Origin of the sequence: Geobacillus sp. CAMR5420 (genome assembly GCF_000691465.1) — a bacterium.
GTDB classification, from domain to species: Bacteria; Bacillota; Bacilli; order Bacillales; family Anoxybacillaceae; genus Geobacillus; species Geobacillus thermoleovorans.
The window spans coordinates 26,713-50,690 of record NZ_JHUS01000012.1 but is presented as its reverse complement, the minus strand read 5'-3'; the positions used below and the strand labels follow the sequence as shown (position 1 = coordinate 50,690).

General features: G+C 54.8%; 22 protein-coding genes. 13 read left to right on the top strand and 9 right to left on the bottom strand.

Going from position 1 to position 23,978, the window contains the following annotated elements; translation table 11 throughout:
* Positions 1-69 precede the first annotated feature (69 nt).
* Positions 70-1,743: an L-lactate permease gene (locus tag DI44_RS13960; protein ID WP_033024676.1), complete on the bottom strand. Its 1,674-nt coding sequence runs from the start codon at positions 1,741-1,743 to the stop codon at positions 70-72.
* A 310-nt stretch (positions 1,744-2,053) separates the two neighbouring features.
* Here DI44_RS13960 and DI44_RS13965 point away from each other — a divergent pair, with 310 nt between their 5' ends.
* From DI44_RS13965 to DI44_RS13980, 4 genes are all read left to right on the top strand, one after another.
* Positions 2,054-2,779, top strand: coding sequence for a FadR/GntR family transcriptional regulator (locus tag DI44_RS13965; RefSeq protein WP_033024674.1), 726 nt, complete (start codon positions 2,054-2,056; stop codon positions 2,777-2,779).
* A gap of 109 nt (positions 2,780-2,888) precedes the next feature.
* Positions 2,889-3,608 carry a (Fe-S)-binding protein gene (locus tag DI44_RS13970; RefSeq protein WP_033024672.1) on the top strand — a complete coding sequence of 240 codons (720 nt, stop codon included), beginning with the start codon at positions 2,889-2,891 and terminating at the stop codon, positions 3,606-3,608.
* A gap of 17 nt (positions 3,609-3,625) precedes the next feature.
* The gene (locus DI44_RS13975; protein WP_033024671.1) at positions 3,626-5,056 is read left to right on the top strand and encodes a LutB/LldF family L-lactate oxidation iron-sulfur protein; all 1,431 of its coding nucleotides are present in this window, start codon (positions 3,626-3,628) and stop codon (positions 5,054-5,056) included.
* Complete coding sequence (locus tag DI44_RS13980) at positions 5,053-5,775, top strand: lactate utilization protein C (RefSeq protein ID WP_033024669.1); 723 nt, start codon at positions 5,053-5,055, stop codon at positions 5,773-5,775. Before DI44_RS13975 ends, DI44_RS13980 begins: the two co-directional genes overlap by 4 nt.
* A 141-nt stretch (positions 5,776-5,916) precedes the next feature.
* On the opposite strand, the gene DI44_RS13985 is transcribed toward DI44_RS13980, so the two are convergent.
* From DI44_RS13985 to hutP, 6 genes are all read right to left on the bottom strand, one after another.
* Positions 5,917-6,255, bottom strand: coding sequence for a hypothetical protein (locus DI44_RS13985; RefSeq protein WP_033024668.1), 339 nt, complete (start codon positions 6,253-6,255; stop codon positions 5,917-5,919).
* A gap of 33 nt (positions 6,256-6,288) precedes the next feature.
* Positions 6,289-7,083 carry an amidase domain-containing protein gene (locus DI44_RS0116895; RefSeq protein WP_241766362.1) on the bottom strand — a complete coding sequence of 265 codons (795 nt, stop codon included), beginning with the start codon at positions 7,081-7,083 and terminating at the stop codon, positions 6,289-6,291.
* A 1,077-nt stretch (positions 7,084-8,160) separates the two neighbouring features.
* Positions 8,161-9,093 (bottom strand): D-2-hydroxyacid dehydrogenase, encoded by a 933-nt coding sequence (locus tag DI44_RS13990; RefSeq protein ID WP_033024665.1) that lies wholly within the window; start codon positions 9,091-9,093, stop codon positions 8,161-8,163.
* Between the two features lie 23 nt (positions 9,094-9,116).
* On the bottom strand, positions 9,117-9,803 hold the full coding sequence (locus DI44_RS13995) for a TerC family protein (RefSeq protein ID WP_033024739.1): 687 nt from the start codon (positions 9,801-9,803) through the stop codon (positions 9,117-9,119).
* 380 nt (positions 9,804-10,183) lie between these two features.
* Positions 10,184-11,698 (bottom strand): histidine ammonia-lyase, encoded by a 1,515-nt coding sequence (gene hutH / locus DI44_RS14000; protein ID WP_033024664.1) that lies wholly within the window; start codon positions 11,696-11,698, stop codon positions 10,184-10,186.
* A gap of 117 nt (positions 11,699-11,815) precedes the next feature.
* Complete coding sequence (gene hutP / locus DI44_RS14005) at positions 11,816-12,262, bottom strand: hut operon transcriptional regulator HutP (RefSeq protein ID WP_033024662.1); 447 nt, start codon at positions 12,260-12,262, stop codon at positions 11,816-11,818.
* 272 nt (positions 12,263-12,534) lie between these two features.
* Here hutP and DI44_RS14010 point away from each other — a divergent pair, with 272 nt between their 5' ends.
* The 9 genes from DI44_RS14010 to DI44_RS14050 all read left to right on the top strand — a co-directional run bounded on the left by DI44_RS14010 (position 12,535) and on the right by DI44_RS14050 (position 20,969).
* A complete protein-coding gene (locus DI44_RS14010) occupies positions 12,535-13,380 on the top strand; it encodes an SPFH domain-containing protein (RefSeq protein WP_033024661.1) in 846 nt (281 codons plus the stop codon).
* Positions 13,381-13,395: 15 nt separating this feature from the next.
* Positions 13,396-13,575, top strand: coding sequence for a hypothetical protein (locus tag DI44_RS14015; RefSeq protein ID WP_013522935.1), 180 nt, complete (start codon positions 13,396-13,398; stop codon positions 13,573-13,575).
* Positions 13,576-13,779: 204 nt separating this feature from the next.
* Positions 13,780-14,805, top strand: a complete 1,026-nt coding sequence (locus DI44_RS14020) for an XdhC/CoxI family protein (RefSeq protein WP_033024660.1) — start codon at positions 13,780-13,782, stop codon at positions 14,803-14,805.
* Positions 14,805-15,443 (top strand): xanthine dehydrogenase accessory protein PucB, encoded by a 639-nt coding sequence (gene pucB / locus DI44_RS14025; RefSeq protein ID WP_033024659.1) that lies wholly within the window; start codon positions 14,805-14,807, stop codon positions 15,441-15,443. Before DI44_RS14020 ends, pucB begins: the two co-directional genes overlap by 1 nt.
* Positions 15,430-17,757 (top strand): xanthine dehydrogenase family protein molybdopterin-binding subunit, encoded by a 2,328-nt coding sequence (locus DI44_RS14030; protein WP_033024657.1) that lies wholly within the window; start codon positions 15,430-15,432, stop codon positions 17,755-17,757. Before pucB ends, DI44_RS14030 begins: the two co-directional genes overlap by 14 nt.
* A complete protein-coding gene (locus tag DI44_RS14035; protein WP_033024655.1) occupies positions 17,744-18,586 on the top strand; it encodes an FAD binding domain-containing protein in 843 nt (280 codons plus the stop codon). Before DI44_RS14030 ends, DI44_RS14035 begins: the two co-directional genes overlap by 14 nt.
* A gap of 21 nt (positions 18,587-18,607) precedes the next feature.
* Positions 18,608-19,093: a (2Fe-2S)-binding protein gene (locus tag DI44_RS14040; protein ID WP_015373902.1), complete on the top strand. Its 486-nt coding sequence runs from the start codon at positions 18,608-18,610 to the stop codon at positions 19,091-19,093.
* A 290-nt stretch (positions 19,094-19,383) separates the two neighbouring features.
* Positions 19,384-19,812, top strand: coding sequence for a MerR family transcriptional regulator (locus tag DI44_RS14045; RefSeq protein WP_013144239.1), 429 nt, complete (start codon positions 19,384-19,386; stop codon positions 19,810-19,812).
* Positions 19,812-20,969, top strand: coding sequence for an MFS transporter (locus tag DI44_RS14050; protein ID WP_015373900.1), 1,158 nt, complete (start codon positions 19,812-19,814; stop codon positions 20,967-20,969). The genes DI44_RS14045 and DI44_RS14050 overlap by 1 nt, the downstream gene beginning before the upstream one ends.
* Positions 20,970-21,157: 188 nt before the next feature.
* Here DI44_RS14050 and DI44_RS14055 read toward each other — a convergent pair whose 3' ends face one another.
* Positions 21,158-22,315 carry a saccharopine dehydrogenase C-terminal domain-containing protein gene (locus DI44_RS14055; protein ID WP_033024654.1) on the bottom strand — a complete coding sequence of 386 codons (1,158 nt, stop codon included), beginning with the start codon at positions 22,313-22,315 and terminating at the stop codon, positions 21,158-21,160.
* A 157-nt stretch (positions 22,316-22,472) separates the two neighbouring features.
* On the bottom strand, positions 22,473-23,954 hold the full coding sequence (locus DI44_RS14060; RefSeq protein ID WP_033024653.1) for an aldehyde dehydrogenase family protein: 1,482 nt from the start codon (positions 23,952-23,954) through the stop codon (positions 22,473-22,475).
* Positions 23,955-23,978 lie beyond the last annotated feature (24 nt).

Genomic DNA, 23,978 nt, shown 5'->3' with positions numbered 1-23,978 from the left:
GAGCGGAAAAGGGGCCGGGCTTGGCGCCTTGTTTCCACCCGCACCAAGCCTCGTCCCCCTTTGTGGCCGTTATGGAATCATCCACGACAATACCGTCGATTGCAAGTAAACGAGAATGCCAATCAAGATGATTAAGAACACGCTATGTTTGACCGTGAAGCGGAACAAGTCGGATTCTTTGCCGGTCAAACCGACGGCCGCACAGGCGACGGCGATCGATTGCGGCGAAATCATTTTCCCGACAACGCCGCCTGATGAGTTGGCTGCCAACGCCAGCACCGGATCCATGCCAATCGATGTCGCCGTCACTTTTTGCAAGTTGCCAAACAACAAGTTCGACGACGTGTCGGAACCGGTGATAAACACGCCAAGCCAGCCTAAAATCGGCGAGAAGAACGGGAACAACGGGCCTGTTTTGGCCAACGCCATCCCAAGCGTCGTGCTCATGCCCGACGAGTTGGCGATATAGGCAAAGCCGACAACCGAAGCGATCGTGATGATCGGGAATTTCAATTCGTTAAGCGTTTCTACAAACGTACGCGCCCAATCTTTCCACGAGATGCCGATGATGAACTTTGTGACGACCGCCGCCAGCAAAATCGCCGTCCCAGCCGCGCCGAGCAGCTCAAGCTTATACACCGCAGCGATTGGCTGGCCGCTTGGGTTCAAAATTTGGTTGTTGAGCCCCGGCACAGGCGGCATAAACGTCAAGTGGACGCCGATAGCGTTGACCAACTTCAACAAGCCGTTTGTCCCTTCATAATGGCCGGTGAGCGCCGCCTTCACTTGCGGGATGCCCCACAGCGAGATCAACGCCGTCAGCACGAGAAACGGCGACCAAGCGCGGAATACTTCCCCGCCGCGTTGTGTCGCGCGAGCAACTTGCACAGCGGCCGCCACTTCCGACTCTGTTGCAAAGCGGAATGTGCTTTTCGGCTTCCAATATTTCAAAAAGACAGCCAACGCGACGATCGAAACGAGCGAGGACAAAATGTCCGGCAGCTCCGGCCCTAAAAAGTTCGAGGTCAAATATTGCGTCAGCGCGAACGAAACACCGGAAACGATAATGGCCGGCAACACTTCCACCGTCTTTTTCCACCCGGCCATAATGAGCACGAGATAGAACGGGATGAACACTGATAAAAACGGCAGTTGCCGCCCGACCATTTTTGAGATTTCCATCGCCGGCACGCCAGTCGGCCCTTCCATCGAGATGATCGGAATCCCGACCGCCCCGAACGCCACCGGCGCTGTGTTGGCGATCAAGCAAATGCCCGCGGCATACAGCGGGTTAAACCCCAACCCGGCAAGAAGCGCCGCTGAAATCGCCACCGGCGCGCCAAACCCAGCTGCCCCTTCCAAAAAGGCGCCAAACGAAAAGGCAATCAGCAACGCTTGCAGCCGGCGGTCTTCGGTGAGCGAGACGACCGAATTGCGGATAATGTCAAAGTGGCCTGTTTTCACCGTCAGCTTGTATAAAAAGACAGAGGTGATGATGATCCAGCCGATCGGCAACAATCCGTACACCGCGCCTTGCGTCACCGACATAACCGCTTTTCCAGCAGGCATTCTGTAAGCGATTACAGCCAACACAACAGCAAGCAATAACGTCGTCAACCCAGCGATGTGCCCTTTCATCCGCTTGACAGCCAGCGCCCAAAAGAAATACAAAATCGGAATGAGTGCAACAATGGCCGATAACCAAAGCTGGTCGGCTACTGGCGTAAAGTCCTGCTTCCACATGCAGTTTTCTCCTCCCCTTTGTGCCTGACTTAGCGGCGTTTGCGAGATCGTCCGCCCATCCTTTTCATTCTAGTCTTCTAGTCATCAGATGACCGGATAAGAAACGCCGTCTGTCTCACATTATAAAAGTACTCAACAAAAAAGACAATAGTATTTTTTCATTTTTCTAACTTTTTCTCTTATCCCCTTCTCCTTTCCGTCCGCAAAAAAGCGCTTGTCCTTCCCCTTTATGCTGTATCATAATAGACAGTGCGGATGCATTGCTTTTGAAAACGGGAAATCCATTCTTCCGAACATTGAGGTGGAACCATTGGCATTTAAACGAATCAAAACGAAAAAAATCTATGAAGAAGTGGCCGAAGCGATTTTTGATATGATCAAAAACGGCGAGCTGAAACCCGGTGACAAACTTGATTCCGTCCAGCAGCTCGCTGAGCAATTTCAAGTTGGGCGCGCCGCCATTCGCGAGGCGCTCACTGCCTTGAAAGCAATGGGGTTGATCGAACTGCGGCAAGGAGAGGGGACGTACGTCCGTGAGTTCGATCCGACGATGATGACGTTTCCGTTATCCATGGCGGTCTTAATGAACAAAGAAGATATTTGGCATTTGCTTGAAGTGCGCAAGCTGCTTGAGGCAGGAGCCGCCTCGCTCGCCGCCTCCAAACGGACAGAGCGCGACCTTGAGGCGATGGCACAAGCGCTTCGGCAAATGAAAGAAGGCATCGGCAGCGGTGAGCTTGGGGAGAAGGCCGATTGGGCGTTTCATATGGCCATCGCCGAGGCGTCGCAAAATCCGATGCTCACAAGCATCATGAACAGCGTCTCCGGCATGATCGTTGAAACGATGCGGGAAACGCGCCGCATTTGGCTGTTTTCGAAACAAACGACGACCGAAAAGCTGCTTGCCGAACACCAAGCGATTTTCGAAGCCATTCGCGACCAAAATCCGGACGCCGCCCGGGCGCGCATGCTTGAACATTTGACCAATGTCGAAAACGTATTGCGCCGCTACATTCGCACTCAGCAGCCAAACTGAGTGCGTTTTTTACAAAAAAGAGCTACGAATCTGAAAAAATGGTTTATAATAGACATATAGTCATCAGATGACCTGCTCACCCATCCCCAAAAAACAGGAGGGAGAAGAAGTGAAAGTATCGTTGTTTGTCACTTGCCTCATCGACCTCTTTTACACGAATGCCGGCAAAGCGACCGTCGAACTGCTCGAGCGGCTCGGCTGCGAGGTTGATTTTCCGGAGGCGCAAACGTGCTGCGGCCAGCCCGCGTATAACAGCGGTTACGTCAAAGAGTCGAAAGAAGCCATGAAACAGATGATGCGCGCGTTCGCCCACGCTGATTACGTCGTCACCCCATCCGGCTCGTGCGCGGCGATGTTAAAAGAATATCCGCATATTTTCCACGGCGACCTGGAATGGGAAGCAGAAGCGAAACGGCTCGCAGCGAAAACGTACGAGCTGACGCAATTTCTCGTTGATGTCCTGAAAGTCGAAGATGTCGGCGCCTCGCTTCGCGGGCGGGTGACGTACCATACGTCTTGCCATATGACCCGCCTTCTTGGCGTGAAAGACGCACCGCTCCGCCTATTGGAACATGTCAAAGGGCTTGAGCTCGTTCCGCTGCCGAACGCCCACCAGTGCTGTGGATTCGGCGGCACATTTTCTGTCAAAATGGGGCCGATTTCCGAACAAATGGTCGATGAAAAAATCGCGCATATCGAAGAAGTGGAAGCAGACTATTTAATCGGCGCCGACTGCGGCTGTTTAATGAACATCGGCGGCCGCATCGGGCGGCTTGGCAAACCGATTCGCGTCATGCATATCGCCGAAGTGCTCAATCAACAAAAGTAAGAGAGGGGGACTCGGACATGCCGATGAAAATTGAAAACGGTCCGTTTTGGAAGCGGGTCGAGGAAAACTTGCAAAATGATTTTATGCGCGGGGCGGTCGCCGGCATGCAAGACCGCGGCTATGTGCGGCGGCTTGGCGTCATCGAAGAGCTCGGCCATTGGGAGGAGTGGCGCTCGCTCGCCGAACAAATCCGAAAGCATACGCTGGAAAACTTGGACTATTATTTAATGCAGCTCAGTGAAAACGTTGCCAAACGAGGCGGCCACGTTTTTTTCGCCCAGACGGCCGAAGAAGCGAACGACTACATCCGCCGCATCGCCTTGGAAAAACAGGCGAAAAAAATCGTCAAATCGAAATCGATGGTGACCGAAGAAATCAACTTAAACCCGGTGCTTGAGGCCATCGGCTGTGAAGTGGTCGAAACGGACCTTGGCGAATACATTTTGCAAATCGATGACCATGACCCGCCGTCGCATATCGTCGGTCCGGCGCTCCATAAAAACAAAGAGCAAATCCGCGATGTCTTTCAACGGAAGCTGGGCTATACGAAATCGTCCGACCCCGTTGAGCTTGCGCGCCACGCCCGTGAAATGCTGCGGCGCGACTATTTGACGGCTGACATCGGCATCACCGGCTGCAATTTCGCCATCGCTGAATCGGGATCGATCACGCTTGTGACGAACGAAGGCAACGCCGATTTGGTGACCGCATTGCCGAAAACGCAAATTACCGTCATGGGGATGGAGCGGATCGTTCCGACGTTTGAGGAGATGGAAGTGCTTGTGAGCATGTTGACACGCAGCGCCGTCGGGCAAAAACTGACGAGCTACATCACCGTTCTCACCGGTCCGCGCGACGAAGGAGACGCTGACGGTCCGGAAGAATTCCATCTCGTCATCGTTGACAACGGACGCTCCTCGATTTTAGGGACGGAATTCCAGCCCATATTGCAATGCATCCGCTGCGCGGCTTGCGTCAACGTTTGTCCAGTATATCGCCATATCGGCGGCCATTCGTACGGCTCGATTTACTCCGGCCCAATCGGAGCGGTCTTGTCGCCGCTGTTGGGCGGTTACGACGACTACAAGGAGCTTCCGTACGCGTCTTCCCTTTGCGCGGCCTGTACGGAGGCATGCCCGGTGAAAATCCCGCTTCACGAGCTTCTCATCAAACATCGCCAAATCATCGTCGAGCGGGAAGGAAAAGCGCCGGTCGCAGAAAAACTGGCGATGAAAGCGTTCCGCCTCGGGACAGCCTCATCGTCGCTGTACCGCTTCGGCACGAAATTCGCACCGAGCGCCTTCGCACCGTTTGTGGAGGACGGGCGCATTACGAAAGGACCCGGGCCGCTCAAAGCGTGGACGGAAAGCCGCGAATTTCCGGCGCCAAGCAAAGAGCGGTTCCGCGACTGGTTCCGCGACCGCCAAAAAGGAGGAAACCCGTCATGACGCGTGGTGCTATTCACAACCGTGACGCGTTTTTAGAAAACATCGCCCATCGCCTCGGGAGAGCTCCCCGCCTATCCGGCGTCTCCCGGCCGCAATGGGACTGTGCGCCGCAATGGACAGTGTTTGCCGGCTATAGCCAAGACGACTTGTTGGCAGTGCTTCGCGAACAATGTAAACTGATTCATACTGATTACATCGAGACGACAAGCGCCGGACTTGCTGGGGTGCTCAAGCAACAAGTCACGGCTTATGGCGGCGGCCCGGTCATCGTGCCGGATGACCCGCGCTTTGCCGAGTATGGGCTGTCCGCTCTGCTTCAAGACGAATGGCCGGCCGAGCAAATCGCCGTCCATACGTGGAACCCGGCGCTTGGACGCCAAAACATTGACGCCGCCGAACAGGCGAACATCGGCATCGCCTTCAGCGACATCACGCTCGCGGAATCAGGGACAATCGTCTTGTTTTCCCGCAATGAACAAGGGCGGGTCATTCACTTTTTGCCGAAAACGTATATCGCCATCGTTCCGAAAAGCACCGTTGTGCCGCGCATGACGCAAGCGGCGGCGATCATTCACGAGCAAATCGAAAAGGGCGGCCTCGTCCCGTCGTGCATCAACTTCATCACCGGGCCGAGCAACTCGGCCGACATTGAAATGAACTTGGTCGTCGGCGTCCACGGCCCGATGAAAGCGGCGTATATCGTCGTCACCGACCGTTGACCAAAACGAAACGGTGTCCCTTCTCGATCATGGGGCACCGTTTTTTCTTCAATATTGCCGGCTGACATCGACCGCATTGGCAAGCGGTTCGCCGGTTTCGATGCAGCGAAAGTGGTTGTTCGCAACGGTTTGACGTCTTGATCAATTCGGGCGGAACGGACTGACAGACACTTTCGCGTGATTTTTCACATCCGTAACGACCAGCAAAATCTGCCTTCCCTTCTTCTCATACACGAAAGCTGACCCCCACCTGTCAACTTGAGTCCATTGACGTTTCTTCAATTTCTCAAGATAGTAGTCAGCCACTTCCTCCGCGGAAGAAGACGCAACAACAAACTCCACCCGCTCATCCACCGAACGAATGTCACTCGCCTTTGGGTGCAGGGGAATATCGTCATACCCTAGGACTGTTTGTTGCTGCTGACACCCTGAAAAGAAAATCATGACAAGGAGCAAAACTAGCGGGATGCCTATACGCACTTCATCCCCTCCCATAGGATACTAGCTTTGGAATTAGCCCGTTTGACGGCTAAATGGATTGATCATCCATCGCGAGTAGAACGACTGAGACACGAAATTAGCGCAGTCATTCGAAAAAGATCGGTATTTCGGGTTACGCCCATTCCACCATCGATTCGCGTAGTTGACAGCTCCTTGGCGAGAGTAGTAGGTGTAAAAACCTTGAATGACAACATCGCCTCCAGCGATTGAGATAGGTGGAGTCTCTGAACCCGATGCCCCAACCTTCCGCACGTTTTCCTGTCCTCTTTTCGAATACGTATCTTGGTAGTTCATCCCAACAATCAGCCAATCTCCATCACGTTTGATCAATGTAGCCGAACAAGGAATGTTAGCCTCTTTGGTGATCACAGATTCATTCGATCCCGGAAACACGGACTCATACTCAACAGAAACCAGGGCCCGGACCTTAGCCATTTTACCATTGATCTCAACACTTTCGAAAACAGGGTGAACCTCCACATTTGAATATCGAAATCCAGCGCGATAAGCAGGTTCCAAGTAGTGCCTTCTTACGTAAGCACGCTCACGGCTTTCCTCTTGTTCGGAAACACTCGGATCATAAAACCGTTTCACGTTCACCTGTGGATCAACCATCAACTGCCATCGAGCCTCTAAAGCATGGGCAACCTTCTGCTTCACAGCAGCAAGATCACTATCATTTGAAGGATTTACCACTAAGTTAGAAGCTCCAGCCAAGCTGCCTCCTGAAATGAACAGACTCGTTAGCCCTCCTACGAACACAATCAGTGAAATGACCAATCGTTTCAAGTGTAATGGGTGAAACATAACATTCACTCTCCCCTGCTACACCATTTTCCATCACCATATCAACACCAAGTCAGTTTATGAAAAAGACATCTCGAAGTCATCCTAATTTATCGATCACCCCCTTCTTTCAATGACAACTGTATATTAGTCAGATAAATGACAATGATCACTTTAAACCTGTTGGGGGTTCCTGGTTAAGAAGTTGAGTTCCATGGTCGTTTCGGAGTCGCAAAAGGGATGTAGAAACAAGTTGTGTTGTCAGCAGATCATCGCAATCGATTGATATAAGAAAGTTGAGCTCAAATCGCAATGTAAACTCGAGATTAACTAACGTTCAGCGCTTAGGACGGACAGGATGACGGAAGAAGTGAAACTCTCCAGGTTGTAGGGACAACTATTGCAAACGCAAGTCATTTCCCTTGTTTTTCGTCTTACCTACTTTTCAATCCATGGCCTCTTTATAACAAAATTGAATTCACCAAATCATTCGTATTTTCCGCAATGAGTCAGTCTTTACTTCAATTATATCTCCACCCCCTTTTCTTTTCACCGCCAACATAACGTCGGAACCCCGCCATTTTTTTGGCGGAATACCGACACGAGATGGCGGACTTCGAAAAGAAAACGCCCTCACCGACCGATGAAGGCGTTCGCAACACATGAAACTCTGGAATGAGCCCTAATTGTTTGGCTTTTTCCACGGCTTCCACCCTCGAAGATACATACAGATTTTAGTAACGCACGGTAGATGCCACTCTACACTTCGCTGGCTCGCGTGATGTTTTTTTGCAATGTCTTTATTGCATGAACAAATTTAGCAACTTTCGTTAGGTTGTGCCGCTCCAGCCTGAGTGTGATCGTGGGCATGGCTTCGCCCCCTTTTCTTTTGAGATTCCACACCGAAAGAGAAAAATGGCGGCTCGAAGCCATCCTCTTGAGGGATTGCCGAGCAATGCCGGCTTTCATCCCTCGATTGAAACCGTAGGCTTTCAGATAGCTTTTTCTGTAAATTTCAACAGGATTTCTAACATTCCTTCCTTCACAATGATGCCATAGAAAAAAGGCGTCCCATGTGTTTTTGAGACACCTTTTTCTTCAATATTGCCGGCTGACATCGACCGCATTTTCAAGCGGCGCTCCTGTTTCGATGCAACGGAGCGTGTCTAAAATGCTATGGGCGGCGTCTTCGGCTGACGTGAGCGCCGCGATATGCGGAGTGATGATGACATTCGGATGGGCCCATAGCGGCGAGGGCGGCGGAAGCGGCTCTTCTTCAAACACATCAAGCACGGCGAGGCGCACATTTCGGTTTTCCAGTGCGCCGACAAGCGCCGTCTCCTCGACCGTGGCACCGCGGCCAACATTGATAAAGCCCGCGTTGTGCAAACAGGCAAAAAACGTCTCGTCAAAGAGATGATGCGTTTCCTCGGTGAGCGGAAGGGCCGCGATCACCCAATCAGCGCAAGCAAGCGCTTCCCCCGCCTCTTCATGGCGGCAAACAGCCGAAAACGGCGGCGTGTCTCGGCCGCTTCGCGATACGCCGATCGGCGAAACGCCGAACAGACGAAGCGTTTCCGCGATGCGCCGGCCGATCTCACCCGTCCCATAAATGACAATCCGCTGTTCACCAAGCCGTTTCGGAGCCAGCGGCTTCCACTGCCGCTGTTCTTGATACCATGCATAAACGTCATGACATTGGGCGTCGCGCAATAAGTAGCTGAGGCAATATTCGGCGATCTGCTCGCCAAATGACCCGATCGTCCGCGTCAGCAGCACGTCCTTCTTCCATTCCCGCTTCCATAAAAACGCGTCAACGCCCGCGCCAAGTGAATGCACCCAGCGCAAGTTGGCAAGCAAAAATGGCCCGGCCGGCCGAAAGCCGACGTACGCATCCGCCCAGACGAAATCATCGTCCGTCAGTTCTTCCTCCGCCACAAAGCGAAACGCTTTATCGGGCCGCTTGTCCGGAAGAAGGGCGGCGAGCTCGGCATAAAGCCTTCCCGTCACGAGAATGCGTTGGATGTTCATGGCATCACATCACCCCCAACCGCTCAAATCAGCGTCCCTTCTTCACGCTCGGCCTTTTTATTCGTGATGTAGCCGGCAGACACGACCAAAATCGTCACGCCAGCGGCCACCGCGTAGACGAACGGGCCGTAAGAAAGGTGAAACCAATGCAATACCCCTTCATCCCCCGCCATCATCTTTCCGGCCGTCCACGCCAAAATGCCCGAGCCGACGTATGCGATCCAGCGGTGTTTTTCCATCACATGGACGATCGCTTTGGAGCCGAAAATCATGATCGGGATGCTGATGGCCACCCCAAGCGCCAGCATGCCCAGGTGCCCTTCCGCCGCCCCGGCGACGGCGACGACATTGTCCAAACTCATGACCGCATCGGCGATGATAATCGTCATGATGGCTTTCAGCAAACGGTCCGCCGCTTGCACATTGGCCTCCTCCTCCCGCTCAACGAGCACTTTATAGGCGATCCAGACAAGCAGCAAACCGCCCACAAAGTGAACGAACGGGATGTTGAGCAAAAAGACGATGACCGTCGCAAACAAAATGCGGAGCAGCACCGCCCCCGCTGTTCCCCACACGATCGCTTTGTTCCGCTGGTCGTTCGGCAGCCGGCGCGTCGCCATCGCAATGACGACCGCATTATCCCCCGACAAAATGATATCAATTGCAATAATCTTCCATAACGCCAACAGCGCCGCGGCAGAAATGGTCAACAAAAGCCCCCCTCCCCTTTGCCTTTCTTCTTCATCATACTGCAAATTCGACTGGGGGACAACTGTCGAATAGTCTGTCCGTGCTCTCGCCCTAACCAATATGGGAAAGGCTCTCTGCATCGTCCGAACTTCGCAGAAAAAGTAAAGGAGGCAAACCGTCTTCACTGATGACTGCTTCCCTATCTCTAGCGGAAAAGGTCTATATCACTGCCATTTTTTCAAACACCTATCCTTGAACGCTCTCACGCCTCTACGCCCACTATGCTTTGCCCTTCTTGAAAAAGCTGGTGATTCAAGGGGAAATGCTGTCCCCCAACAGTATTTCTCAAGTTGAAAAACCTTGCAACCCCACAACTTCCTGGCTCTTTCTCACTAGACTTCTAAGCTTTCGCTTCATCGCGGAGGGAGTGATGTTTTGCCCTTTCGCTCAACCACGCAGCCACCGCTTCAATGTCATCGGAAAAGACGCGGTCAGCTGTAATGGAGGAAACCATGCGGCGCGCCTCATGGTAAAACCGCCGCGTTGACGGGGCCATGCGCTCGATGCCGCGTTCCTCCACCGCCTGCAAAGCGCAAATGAGCTCAATCGCCAACACTTTTCGAGCGTTTTGCACGATCATGTACGCATGGCGGGCGGCGGTCGTTCCCATGCTGACATGGTCTTCCTGGTTGGCCGATGACGGAATCGAATCGACGCTGGCCGGATGGGCGAGCGTCTTGTTTTCCGATACGAGCGAAGCGGCGACATATTGCATAATCATCGCTCCCGACTGCAAGCCAGGCTGTGGGCTTAAAAACGGCGGCAAGCCTTCGCTAAGCTGCGGATTGACGAGCCGTTCGATGCGGCGTTCGCTGATGTTGGCCAGCTCCGCCACCGCGATTTTCAACAAATCCATGGCGATCGCAACGGGCTGGCCGTGAAAGTTGCCGCCAGAGAGCACCGTCCCGTCCGCAAAAATAAGCGGATTGTCCGTCGCCGCATTCATTTCGATTTCGAGCGTTTCTTTTACATAGCGAAGCGCCCTAAGCGACGCTCCGTGCACTTGCGGGAGGCAGCGGATGGAGTACGCATCTTGCACGCGCCGCTCCCCTTGCCTTGTTGTGAGTTGGCTGCCAGCTAAATAGCGGCGCAGCCGTTCCGCCACCTCCGCCTGCTCCGAAAATCCGCGCGCTTCGTGGATGCGGGCGTCAAACGCGTCCACAATGCCATAAAGCGCCTCAATCGTCAGCGCCGCGATCCATTCACTGTCATACGCAAGCTGCTCCGCCTCCAAGCAGGCTAACGCCCCGACCGCTGTCATGGCCTGCGTGCCGTTAATAAGCGCCAGCCCTTCCTTCGCTTGCAAAGAAAGCGGCGAAATCCCTGCTTTTGAGAGCGCCTGATGAGCAGACATCCGCCGCCCTTCGTACATCACGTCACCCTCGCCGACCAGCGCCAGCGCCAAATGGGCGAGCGGCGCTAAATCGCCGCTGGCGCCGAGGGAACCTTGCTGCGGCACGATCGGATGGATGCCGGCGTTCAAAAACGCGAGCAGCTGCTCAATGACCGCCGGACGCACGCCGGAATACCCTTTCAACAACGCATTCGCCCGCAAAAGAAGCATCGCCCTCACGACATCTTCGGCAAATGGCTCGCCGACCGCGCAGGCGTGCGAGCGAAGAAGATTGATTTGCAGCTGTTCAAGGTCGCTTCCTTCAATGCGCACATCGGCGAGTTTGCCAAAACCCGTATTCACGCCATAGATCGTCCGTCCATTGGAGATCGCTTGTTCCACTGCCGCGCGGCTTTTCTCGACAGCCCTCATGCTTTCCTCCGCAGCCGCCACCCGCTCCCGCTCATAGACAACACGTCTTACCTCATCGATTGTCAATGTATGTCCGGTCAATACGATCATCATTCCATCCCCTTCGTTTGTTTTCCTAATCGAACGCCTGGGCAAATAAAAAGGAGGCGCCTGCCATATGGCAACATTCGCCTCCTCATGACTCATCGCTCTAGGCATGGATCGCTCCTATATATGATTGATTCCGAGCCCGGCCGCCTCGTGCTCGAGCCCGCGCACCGGGGCGCCGATCGTCCCGTACAACGCAACGGCGATCCATTCCCCTTCGTTCGGTTGTTCATACGACATACCGCGCACTACGGCGAAACGAAGGCCAGCGGTTCTCAACAAATCTCCCAGCTCTACCTGCCCTCTCGTCACGCCATGCACTGCCTCTAAAATCGCATGGTATAAGGCGTGCATCTCGCGGTACACGCCGCCGTCCACCACTCCATGCCGCTTTGCCGCCGTCTCAATCGCCGCGACGATTTTTTGCGGCTCCATCGCCCCGACCCGCCCTTGGCAATAGCGCCAAGCGAGCGCCTCAAGCTGGTTGAGGATCAGGTCTTCCTCTCCCTCGTCCAGCATCGCCAGCAGCAATGCCAGCCGGCCGATGCGCGCTTGTCGTGTTTCCATTGCTTCTACACACCTATTGGTCTTTTTTTCTATTGTATGATGACAATGAAAGCGATGTCAATGATGAATTTCCATTTTTTAGCACATTAAAACATTAACAGGCTGAACGATCGCCTTTATGCTTCTGGATGGAAAATAGTTAGAAACATCTGCCTCGTGGCGAGCTATGGGCGAATCCCTCTTCTCGTCTTACCATGATCAATTCTGGTTTCCATTTTTTTGATTATATGATATCATATAAATATCAAATCGACACTATTAGGGGGATAGGTATGAGAGAACAAGAAGCATGGCGCATGGATGGATTTATCGGCATCGGATGCATCGCTCTTTTCGTTCTGGCTGGTTTTGTCAGCCTCATTCAAGCGCAGCTCTTATTGGCCGTTTTCTGCTTCGCCCTTGCCGCCTTCTTGGCGACTGGCATCACGATCGTTCAGCCGAATCAAGCAAAAGTGATCATTTTTTTCGGCCGCTACTTTGGCACGATTCGCGACAGCGGGCTGTTTTTCACCGTGCCGCTCACCGTTCGAAAGAAAGTATCGCTGCGCGTGCGCAACTTCACGAGCAACAAGTTGAAAGTGAACGATGTTCAAGGCAATCCAATTGAAATTGCCGCCGTCGTCGTCTTCCGCGTCATTGATTCAGCCAAGGCGGTGTTTGACGTTGATGATTATGAACAATTCGTCGAGATTCAAAGTGAAGCCGCTATCCGCCATGTGGCGACAAAATATCCGTACGACACGTTTGAAGACGATAACGACATTACGCTGCGCGGCAATGCGGATGTCATTTCCGATGAGCTTGCCCAAGAATTGCAAGAACGGCTGCGCATTGCCGGAGTTGACGTGATGGAAGCGCGCCTCACCCACTTGGCCTATTCGCCGGAAATCGCGGGCGCCATGCTCCAACGCCAGCAAGCCGCCGCCATTTTGGCCGCCCGGAGAAAAATCGTCGAAGGCGCCGTCTCGATGGCGCGCATGGCGATCGAACAGCTTGACAAAGAAAACGTTTTAGAGTTAGATGATGAACGAAAAGCGGCGATGGTGAACAACTTAATGGTGGCGATCGTCTCCGAGCGCGCCGCCCAGCCGGTGATCAATACCGGCAGTCTATACTAATGGTTGTGGAGTGCAATGACAAAGAAAAAACAATTCCCTTTGCGCATTGATTATGACCTGTACGCCATACTAGAGCAATGGGCGCAAGACGAGTTTCGCAGCGTCAACGCCCAAATCGAGTATTTGCTGCGGGAGGCGGCAAAGCGCGCTGGACGGCTCGGAAAAGGAAAAAACGATCCAAAACAAGGAAGCTAGCCGATGACGGCTGGCTTCTTTCCTTTTTCAGTCATGGTCATTTGTTACAGAAATATAATGATAGCAGAGCTCTTTTTCGAAAGAGGGACGACCTAATGGCCCACCTGCTGTCGCCGCTTACAGCCATTACGAAATTTTATGGATCGTCCCGCCGCGCTTTCAACAACTTAGCCGCCTTTGGCGCCATGCGGAAGGAGGATGAGCATGGAAAGCTACTATGCTGTGCTCGAAGCGGTCGCCGGCGCGCCGGGCAATGGCGTGTTAGCCATCATCATCGACGTTGAGGGCTCAGCTTATCAAAAAGAAGGAACATGCATGTGGATTGGCGCAAACGGGGAAACGGTCGGGCTGCTGAGCGGTGGATGCCTCGAAGAAGCGGTGGCGGCCTACGCGCGTGAGGTATTGGGGAACCGCCAGGCAGCCGCTGTTTCGTTTGACTTGCGGACTGAGGATGATTGGTCGTGGGGGCAGGGCGCCGGCTGCAACGGCCTCATCCGTGTTTGGTTTGAGCCGGTGACGGGGGACACAAAACCGGTCTGGCTGGCGCTCAAGCGCTGCCTTGACCGCGGCGAACATGTACTGATGGTCCGAAGCATCGTGTATCCAGACGAGCGGCCGTTTTTCCAAAGCGAAACAGGCGAACAATTCGGCGGTTGCCGCCGAACGCCGCAGCCCAAATGGCGCGAATGGCTTCAAAAAACGCCGTTTTATCAAGGGCGAAGCGGTTTGTACGAAGCGGACGGGGAAACGTTTTACGTCCAGCACTTTTGGCCAAAGCCGCGCCTTGTCATCTTCGGCGCCGGACCGGACGCGCCGCCGCTCGTCTCAGCAGCCAAAGCCGCCGGGTTTTCCGTCACCGTAAGCGATTGGCGCCCAGCGTTTTGCCATCCATCCCACGTGCCGGACGCCGATGCCTTCGTCATGGGCTTTCCCCATGAAACCGTTCCGCGGCTTCGCCTAAACGAGCGCGACTTTGTTGTCATCATGACCCACCAGTTTGAACGCGACCGCGAACTCGTTTCCTTGTTAGCCGACATGCCACTCGCTTATCTCGGTGTGCTCGGTCCGCGGCGGCGCACGGACCGCCTCTTTCCTTCCGGCTCGACGCCTCCATTTGTCCGTTCGCCGGCAGGGCTTTCCATCGGCGCACGCGGTCCATATGAGATCGCCGTCAGCATCACTGCCGAATTGATCAGCGTCCTTCGCAGGCGGTCAACGGAGAGAGTATGATGAGTCGCCCAACCATCGCTGGCATTTATTTGGCGGCTGGAGAAAGCCGGCGGATGGGAACGGATAAACGCGCTTTGCCCTGGGGGGAAAGCACGCTGGGCGCTGCCGGCCTTCAGGCTGCACTTCATTCTTGCCTTGCGCCCGTCATCGTCGTCGTCCCTCCAGACGATGCGCTCGCGTGGCTTCCGGCTGAACTTCGGAATCATGAAAAGTGCCGCTTCGTCCGTTGCGCAGCCCATCATGGCGGTCAAGCGCATTCACTTGCCTGCGGCCTGCAAGAAGCAATCGCTAGCGGGGCCGACGCCGCCGCTGTGCTGCTCGCCGATCAGCCGTTTGTCACGTCTGAAACGATCGAGGTGCTGGCCGGCCTTTATCGCCGCCACCGTCCTGATTACGTCGCCTTCACCCGCTTCGGCACGCCGATGCCCCCAGTCATTTTTGGGAAACAAATGTTTCCTGCCTTGCTTTCTCTAAGGGGCGATGCGGGCGGGCGCACACTGTTTCACCATCCGCGTTGGGGCGGTCTCTTGTATGAAGGCGATGAAACGATCGGCGTCGACATTGACACGAAAGATGATTATAAGCGTGCCATCATGGATCGAGGAGAAAAGGAGGGACGCTACCGTGGCCGTCGGTAAAAGCATTATCCGCAAAGAAGCGTGGGATAAAGTGACCGGCCGGGCGAAATATACGAACGATTTCAAAGAACAGGGGATGCTTCATGCTGCTCTGGTGACAAGCCCATACGCCCACGCGCGCATCCTCTCGCTGGATGCACGCCGCGCGCTCGCCGCCCCCGGCGTCCATGCTGTTGTGGTCGGTGAAGGGCTTCCGCTCACCGGTGAAGACATGCGCGATCGTCCGCCGATCGCCGTCGACAAAGTGCGCTACTATGGCGAAGTCGTCGCCGTCGTCGTCGCCGATACGCTCATGCAAGCCGAACAAGCGGCCCACCTCGTCCGCGTCGTTTACGAACCTCTTCCAGCCGTCGGCTCGCCGCGCGAGGCGTTGAAAAAGGGCGCTCCATTATTGCATGAACACCTCGACCGTTATGAAAAAAACAAAACGACTCATCCTGAGCCGGGGACAAACGTCGCCCACCGGACGAAAATCCGAAAGGGCAACATTGAACAAGGGTTTGCGGAAAGCGACGTCATCGTCGAAACGAGCGTATCGTTCGCCCCTTCCGATCATATCGCGATGGAAACACGCTGCGCCACGGCAGAAATTTGGCCGGACGGCACGATCCATATTTCCGCCTCCTCCCAGTCACCGTTTATGATCAAGAAGTTGCTTCATACGTATTTTGGCGAAGAAACCGGCAAAGTCATCGTTCATACGCCTCTTGTCGGCGGCGCCTACGGAGGAAAAGCGCCCGTTCAGCTTGAGCTGCTCGCCTACCTTGCCTCCAAAGCGGTCGGCGGCCGAAAAGTGAGCGTCTGGAACAGCCGCGAGCATGACATGGTCACTTCGCCCGTCCATATCGGTTTGGAGGCAACCGTCAAAATCGGCGCAACAAAAGATGGCTTGTTCAAGGCCATGGAAATCTTATTTCTATTTGACGGCGGGGCTTATTCCGACAAGGCGATCGATGTCAGCCGCGCCGCAGCCGTCGATTGCACCGGCCCGTATCATGTCGAAAACGTTTTTTGTGATTCATTGTGCGTCTATACGAATCGCCCGTACGCGACGCCGTTTCGCAGTTTTGGCCATTGTGAACAGGCCTTTGCCATCGAGCGGGCCATCGATGAGCTGGCCCAGGAACTGCAGCTTGACCCATGGGAAGTGCGGCGCAAAAACGCCATCCGCCCAGGCCACACGACGCCCACGCAAGTGCGGCTCACCAAAAGCAACGTCGGCAACATGCCAGCCTGCCTCGACCGATTGCGCGAGCTGATGCGCTGGGACGAATGGCAGCGCGTGGAATTGGACGCCTATACGGTAAGAGCAAAAGGAATCAGCGCCGGCTGGAAAACATCGACGATCGACACCGACGCGAGCTCGGGCGTCATCTTAACGTTCAACTCCGACGGCAGCGTCAACGTCATCTCCGGTGTCGTCGAAATCGGAACGGGCACGAAAACGGTGCTCGCGCAAATCGTCGCCGAACGGCTGAAGATGGATGTCGATCGTGTCCATGTCAAAATGGATATCGATACACAAACGACGCCCGAACATTGGAAAACGGTCGCCAGCCGCGGAACATTTATGGCCGGACGCGCGGCGCTTGCCGCTGCCGATGACGCCATCCGTCAGTTAAAAGACATCGCCGCCTGCGTCTTGCGGACCTCACCGGACGATTTGGAAGTCGGGTTCGGACGCGTCTTTTTGCGCGATGACCCGGCCATCTTTCTTCCGATCAAAGACATCGCCTATGGCTACAAGTTTCCGAACGGCAACGCCATCGGCGGGCAAGTGATCGGGCGCGGCCACTACATTTTGCGCCGCTTGACCCCGCTTGATCCGGAGACTGGCGCCGGCCAACCGGGACCGGAATGGGGCGTATGCGCCGAAGGAGTGGAAGTTGAGTTCAACCGTCGCGACTACACGTATCGCATTGTCAAAGCGTATGCGGTCATTGATGCCGGCAAAGTGCTCAACCCAAAGGCAGCGCTTGGCCAGGCCATGGGAGCGATGAGCATGGGGCTGAGTTTTGCCAGCCGTGAAGGGTTTCTTTTTGACAACGAACAGCGCGTGTTAAACCCGCAGCTGCGCACATACCGGCCGATTCGCTTCGGCGAACATCCGGAATACATCGTTGAGTTTGTCGAAACGCCGCAAATCGATGCCCCATACGGCGCTCGCGGCATCGGCGAACATGGCCTGATCGCCATGCCCGCCGCCTTGGCAAACGCCTTGTCGCTCGCTGCCGGCGTGCCGCTCAATGAACTGCCGCTTGTGCCTGAACTCATTTGGCGGAAACAGAAAGGGGACTCCTATGGTTCCGTTTGACTTTGCCTACTACCGGCCGCAGTCGATCGCCGAAGCGACAGCGCTGTTTGCGGCGCTCGAGCGGGACGGAAAACGACCGCTCTACTACGGCGGCGGCACGGAGATCATCACGTTGTCTCGTTTGAACCTTGTCCGCACCGCGGCCGTCATTGACATAAAATCGATCCCTGAGTGCCGGGCGCTTGAGGCGAGCGCCGATCCTCTCGTGCTTGGAGCGGCGCTCTCCCTCGCCGAGCTCGAAGAAGCAAATCCGTTCCCGTTATTGACAAAAGCGGCGCGAGAAGTCGCCGACCGGACAGCGCGCAACCAAATTACGCTCGGCGGCAACATTTGCGGGCAAATTTTTTACCGTGAGACCGCACTGCCGCTATTCGTCGCCGAGGCGGATGTCATCATCGCCGGACCATACGGCATCAGGCAATGCCGCTTCCTTGACTTGTTTCATCAACAGCTGCAGCTTGGCCGCGGTGAATTTGTCGTCCAGTTCAAAGTTGACCGTGCCACCGCCACCCTGCCCCATTTCCACCGCAAGCGCCGCAAGCAAGGGGAAGTCGGCTACCCGCTTGTGACGATTGCAGCGCTGAAAAAAGACGGGACGGTTCGCGCTGCTCTAAGCGGCGTCTGTCCGTTCCCGTTCCGCTCCGCTGAAGTTGAGGCGCATGTAAACGACCGGAGCCGCCCAGTTGGTGAACGAATCCAAGCAGCGGTTGACGCCTTCCCGCGCCCGATTTTGCACGATATTGAAGGCTCGACAGACTACCGGCTGTTCGTGGCCGCCCAGCTGCTTGAAGATATGCTTCGTGAGCTCGGAGATGAGGAAACCGTCTAAACAGGAGGTGAGCATGCGGACATGGAGGAAACGACAAAGCGGGAGCTTGTGCTGCACGTTAATGGAGAACGAAGATCGATCGTCGCTCGCCAAGCCGAAACGCTGCTGTTTGTTTTGCGTGATGGGCTGGGGCTGACCGGGGCCAAGCCAGGCTGTTTGAACGGCGACTGCGGCGCCTGCACCGTCTTAGTCGACGGCACGCCGATCAAATCATGCATGATGCTGGCTATCGAAACGGTCGGCAAAGAGATCACCTCGATCGAAGGGCTTGATGATGCCCCCATTCAGCACGCCTTCGTCCGCCACTTCGCCTTTCAGTGCGGCTATTGCACTCCTGGATTCATTATGAACGCCCACGCGCTCATCGAGCGGCACCCAAACGCCGATGAGGCGACGATTCAAGAATGGCTGGAGTCGAATATTTGCCGCTGCACAAGCTATCAAGAAATTGAAGCGGCGGTCAAAGAAGTGCTCGAAGCCAAAAAAGCAAAACCAACAGATCCTTGACGAGCAATGGATATCCCGCACCCAATCGGGATATTCTTTTTTGATGCGGTATACATCTCATCGAAAAGGCTGGTGATTTACTAGGGCAACAGCTTCCCGGAATCGCTTCTCAAGTAGAAAATCCTTGTAGCATCAGCCCCTATTTTCACACGTTCACCCATCGATCAAGGAAAACAGCGGTTTTTCACCGGCCTTCTAAATAGCTATTGACAAAAATATAACGTTAACGTTAATGTTATGTTTGTAAAACAGATCGTTCACTGTGATCACGGGAAAGCGAGGGGCCCCGAATGGAGCGATTCAAAATCGATGACGTCGCCAAAGCAACCGGCCTAACAAAACGGACGATTCGCTATTATGAGGAGATTGGCTTGATCAAGCCGCCGGCGCGCAGCGAAGGCGGCACACGCCTTTATACAGCTGAGGACATCGAACGGCTGAAAAACATCGTTGCCGCGCGCGAAGTGCTCGGCTTTTCGCTGCAGGAGCTGCAGCATTTTTTGGCGCTGAAAGAAACGATGGAGACGCATCGGGCGGAATATCGACATGAGGCCGCTGGGAGCGAAAAACGGCGTGAACTGGAACAAATCAGCGCTGGATTGCGTCGGCAAATCGCCATGCTGGAAGAGAAAATGAAGAAGATGGCCATGCTGAAGCAAGAGCTGGAACAAATGGCAGAGCGGGTAGACGCCCTCTTGCAAGAAAGGAGAGAAGAATAGTGGAGGAAGGGAGAAAAACAAAGGCGCGATGGATTACCGTCGCCGCCGCCTTTTTAGCGTTTATGGGCATCGGGATCGTCGACCCGATTTTGCCGGTCATCGCCGAAAGCATCGGCGCCACCCATTGGCAAGTCGAAATGTTGTTTACCGCCTACATTTTGACGATGGCGGTCATGATGATCCCGGTCGGTCTTGTTGTCAACCGTATCGGCGATAAACAAATGATGGTGATCGGGCTTGGCCTCGTTACGATTTTTTCGTTGTTGTGCGGCTTTGCTTCTACTATCCCGCAGCTGTCGCTCTTTCGCGCCGGCTGGGGATTGGGCAATGCGACGTTTTTCGCCACAGCCATGACGTTGTTGATCGCGTTGACGCCGCAGGCAAGCACCGCGGTCGGCCTGTATGAAGCGGCGATCGGCCTCGGCATGGCCGGCGGTCCGCTCGTCGGCGGACTGCTTGGCCAACATTCATGGCGCTATCCGTTTATCGGCACGAGCGTCTTGATTTTCATTGCCTTTTTACTCGTCACCTTTTTCGTCTATGATCCGAACAAAGGAAAGCCGAAAAAAGCGGTCGGCCTGCAAGAAATGCGGCGGTTGCTTTCGTTCCCGCCATTTTTAAAAGGGGCGGTCGGCGGCATGCTTTACTATTACGGCTTTTTCGTCGTATTGGCGTATTCGCCTTTGATCATTGGACTGTCGGCCATCCAAATCGGCCTCGTTTTCTTCGGCTGGGGGCTCTGCCTTGCTTATGGCTCAGCGGTGCTCGCCCATCAGCTTGAGAAACAATATGAACCAAGGGAAATTTTGCCATACGGTTTGCTGATGTTCGCAGCCTTATTGCTGCTTCTTGTAGTCGCCAAGCCGACATGGCTTATGGTAACGCTCATCATTTTGTCTGGGCTCGTCTCCGGACTCAACAACGCTTTGTTTACAAGCTATGTGATGGAAACATCGCCATACGAGCGGGGAGTGACGTCCGGCACGTACAACTTCGTCCGCTGGCTCGGAGCGGCCATCGCTCCGGTGCTGTCCGGCATCATCGGCCACACCATTTCCTCAAAAGCACCGTTTATGGTCGCCATGGCGCTGGCGCTCATCGCCTTTCTGTTCCTTTCCTGGCGCAAGCGCAAGACTTCGGCACCCAAAACGGCATAGCCGTAAAAAAAACAGGCGATCACAATCATTTCGCGTCTAAAATCAGAAAACGCCCGTTCCAGACGGGAACGGGCGTTGTTCACAATTCGCTTCCCGGCCGCAGCCATTTTGTCATCGTGTTCGCGGCGGCGAAGCATTGCCCTTTTTCACGAAACTGCTTCCATCCTCCTGCTTATGGCGCTCGCTGTTCAGCTATGAACCGTCCGCTTCTCGCTGATAAGAACGCCTCGTTTTTTCATCTCGTCCATATACACATCCCCCGGAACGATTTGCTCCGGCGGATAGACGCCGCGCTTTGTGATCACCCCGCGGCCGATGAGCTGAGCGACAGCAGAAATCGTGTAGGCCGTCGTACGCGCCATCGCCGTCACTTTATTTTCGCGGTCATTGAACGTGACGGTTTCGTATTCAAGCACCGTTTCTTTTCCATCTTTCCGACCGCCGACGATGACCCGAAGCAACACCACATCATCTTTTCCTTTCAAATCAAGCAGCGGCTTCAGGACGGAAAGCAGCACATCGCGCGGCTTGACTCTGCATCCATTGATCTCCACTTCCACATCGTGGCGCGTCAAATTCAAATCGACAAGCAGCTTGCATTTTTCCGCATGGCCGCGGTAGCGGATCGTTTTGTACTCGAGCCGCTTCAAGTTTGGAAACGAGCGCGAGAGCGTCGACGTCCCGCCTGAGGTGTGAAACGCTTCAAGCGGCCCGAACCGGTCGAAATAAATCGGCTCGACTTCCGAAAGGGACGGCACTTCCTGCTTTTGGCCGTTGCGGATGATCAAGGCCGGATCGGTGTAATGGTCAAGCAGCCCCTCGAGCGAAAACACATGGTTGTACTCGAGCGGCGGCTCGGGGCGGACAGGAATGCCGCCGACATACAGCAAGATGGATTCCACCTCATCGAGTTGACTCGCCCCATAGCCGGATAAAATGTTGATCATTCCGGGTGCGACGCCAAGATCGGGGATGATGGTCACCCCAGCGGCTTGGGCTTGTTCATGCAGCTCAAGCACCCGGTCGGTGATATGGCCGATATGGCCGCCTAAATCGACCGAATGGACGCCTGTTTCGATCGCTGTTTTTGCCACTGTTTCATTAAATTGGTAAAACAAGGCATTGACGACGACATCATGCCCTTTCATGGCCGCCGCCAGTTGTTGCGGATCGCCGGCATCCACCCGCACAGCGGCAAGCTTTTCGGAATGAAGCTGCCGCACCGTCTGCTCCGCCTTGGCCAAATCGACATCCGCCAACGTCACCGCCTCAACATCTTGGCTTTGCACTAAATCGCGCGCCGCTTCTTTGCCCATCAGCCCCGCTCCAAGCACGAGCACTTTCATCGTTCTTTCCCCCTCTGTCACCGATTCTTTGCCATACGCTCACATGACAGCCGCTTTTTTCACATCTTTGCCGCGACCGCTGCTTCGATTCACGATATAGGTTCCACGTTGATCTTCGCTTCTCTTTTGCCGGCCATGTTGCAAGCGACAGCCCGGTTCAATCATCGGTATCGATTTGCGCCCGTTGCAGCTTGCCGCTGAAATCGACATAAATGCTCCGCCATTCGGTGAATACGTCAAGCGCAGCGACGCCGGAGTCGCGGTGGCCGTTGCCCGTCCCTTTCGTGCCGCCAAACGGCAAATGAATTTCCGCTCCCGTTGTGCCGGCGTTGACATACACGATGCCGGTGTCCAAATCGCGCATCGCTCGGAATACATGGTTGACATCGCGTGTGAAAATGGCGCTTGACAGCCCATAATCGACGCTGTTGTTGACGGCGATCGCCTCGTCCAAACTGCGGACGGAAATGATCGATACAACCGGGCCGAAAATTTCTTCGCGGGCGATGCGCATATTCGGCGTGACATCGGTGAAAATCGTCGGCGCGTAATAAAAGCCGCGCGCATAGTCGCCCTCGCGCAATATATAGCCACCCACAAGCAGTTTCGCCCCTTCTTCTACGCCAATGCGCACGTAGCGGTCGATTTTTTGCAGCGCCTCTTCATGGATGACCGGGCCGACTTTGACTGTTTCATCCAACCCGTTGCCGATTTTCAATGCTTTCACGGCTTCAAGCAGACGCCGCTCAAGCTCCTGTTTCACCCGCTCATGGACGATGACCCGGCTGCACGCCGTGCACCGCTGGCCTGATGTGCCGAACGCACTCCAGATGATGCCGTCAACCGCCAATGTCAAATCGGCATCATCCATGACGATCACCGCGTTTTTCCCACCCATTTCGAGCGACACTTTTTTCAACAGCCGTCCGCATTTTTCCGCAATCATCCGCCCGACTTCATTCGATCCGGTAAATGAGATGACCTTGACATCAGGATGCTCGACGAGCGCATTGCCGACTGTCGGCCCGTCACCGTGGACCACATGAAACACTCCCGGCGGCAAGCCCGCTTCTTCAAAAATGCGAGCTAATTCCTGCGCCATGATCGGTGTCTCGGGCGCTGGCTTCCATACGACCGCATTGCCGGCAACAATGGCCGGAAACGACTTCCAAGTGGCGATGGCAATGGGAAAATTCCATGGCGTGATGATGCCGACCACTCCAACCGGCGTGCGGACGCTCATGGCAAATTTGTCTTTCAGTTCAGACGGCGTCGTATCGCCGAACAACCGCCGTCCTTCTCCCGCCATGTAAAACGCCATATCAATGCCTTCCTGCACTTCGCCGCGCGCTTCCTCGATCACCTTGCCCATTTCCATCGTCAACAGCCGTGCCAATTGTTCTTTCCGCTCCTTTAGCAGCATGCCGACTCGATATAAAACTTCCGCGCGTTTCGGCGCCGGCACGAGCGCCCACTGTCTTTGCGCTTCTTTGGCTGCCTGAACGGCCTCATCAATATCGTTTGGCCCGGACATCGCCACCTCGGCAATCGTTTCCCCCGTCGCCGGATTGATCACCGGCGCAAATTGCCCGGTGCTTGGCTCCTTCCATTCTCCATTGATATAGTTTTGGATTTTCACTGTATACTCCCCCCATTTTTCCAG